Origin of the sequence: Acinetobacter sp. YH12046 (assembly GCF_013419905.1) — a bacterium.
GTDB lineage: Bacteria > Pseudomonadota > Gammaproteobacteria > Pseudomonadales > Moraxellaceae > Acinetobacter.
In genome coordinates this window covers 1-1,280 of record NZ_VOZF01000078.1, presented here as the reverse complement: position 1 = coordinate 1,280, position 1,280 = coordinate 1, and the positions used below count along the sequence as shown (strand labels likewise).

The 1,280-nt window shown below is 44.3% G+C and carries 1 protein-coding gene; it reads right to left on the bottom strand.

Going from position 1 to position 1,280, the window contains the following annotated elements; genetic code table 11:
• Positions 1–54: 54 nt before the first annotated feature.
• A partial coding sequence (locus FTU03_RS15990; protein ID WP_179989181.1) for an ISNCY family transposase occupies positions 55–1,280 on the bottom strand: 1,226 nt, incomplete at its 5' end.

The following is a 1,280-nucleotide window of genomic DNA, read 5'->3' as shown; positions in this document are numbered from 1 at the left end:
TGTTATTCACCAATTAAAATGTCTATGCGATAAACCATTTAAAATGTCCTGTTTTTAACTGCAAGAGTCAAGAACAGGATTTAAATTTCTTTGTTCATTGCTAGCTTTCTGAGCTTTACGACTCGGCATACTTTTCTTGGCACGGGAACGTTTATTCTGTTTTTCCAACTCTTCATGCTGTTGTTGGATATGGGCCAGAACTGCGCCTAACCGTTTATTCTCAACCACTTCATTCTGCTGCAGTCCAGTCAGTTTATTGAAGATACTGTAGTTGATCTTCCGTCCTTCATACATGATCGCAACAGTGCCATCCGGGTACTCCAGAAATGAAATGTATTGTCCAACTAATTTCTGGTTCAATTCAGTCGGTTCAAGCATATAAATACATTTGTCATACGTCAGGGTTAGATTCTTGGTGACCTTACGTGGTTCCTGCCAGGTAAAAATATCATCCAGTTCAAGATCAGATTCGGTTAATGGTCGATGTAAATTCTTTGAGTTACGCGCACACTTGGCGAACTTCTGATTGAACTGCTCAATGAAGCAGGGTAGCCAAGCATTGGCTTCAGCAATCGAACTGATGCCTTCCAGACGCATCTCTTTGATCAGACGATCCTGAAGTGTCCTGTTAGCACGTTCCACACGTCCTTTGGCCTGTGGTGAGTTGGCAAAAATAATATCGATGTTTAACTCATTCAGAATCCGCCCAAATTGCGTGATCTTGCTGTCTTGGCTCGATTTCTGATTCACTCGGAATACTGAGTGTTTATCGCTATAAAAGGCCAAAGGCTTGCCATATTGCTTAATGTAGGCTCTCGTGGAAAGCATATAGTCGAAGGTCGTTTCAGCCTCACAAAAGCGCAGATGCAACAGCTTTCCAGTGGCGTCATCGATATAAACCAGCAAACAGCATTTGGCGGATCGTCCTTCAAACCAGTCATGATAGGAGCCATCAATCTGGATCAGTTCACCGAAGCAATCACGGTTATATCTAGGCTGATATGGACGTTTCAGACGCTTGGATCGCGGAATCCAGAGCTCATTGGCAGTCATCCAGCGACGAACTGTTTCCACAGGAATATTCAGCTCAAACATGCTGCTGAGCTTCTCATGCGCCAAGGTGGGCCCAAAGCCCAGCAGATGTTCAGAAATAATGGAAAGGCACTTTGCTTTTAACAAGTCATCATGGCGACGATGGCCAGGTTGACCACGACTGGCATGAGCCAGACCTGAAACACCATCTTGATTGAGCTTCTGCAATAACCGGGTAATTTGACGGG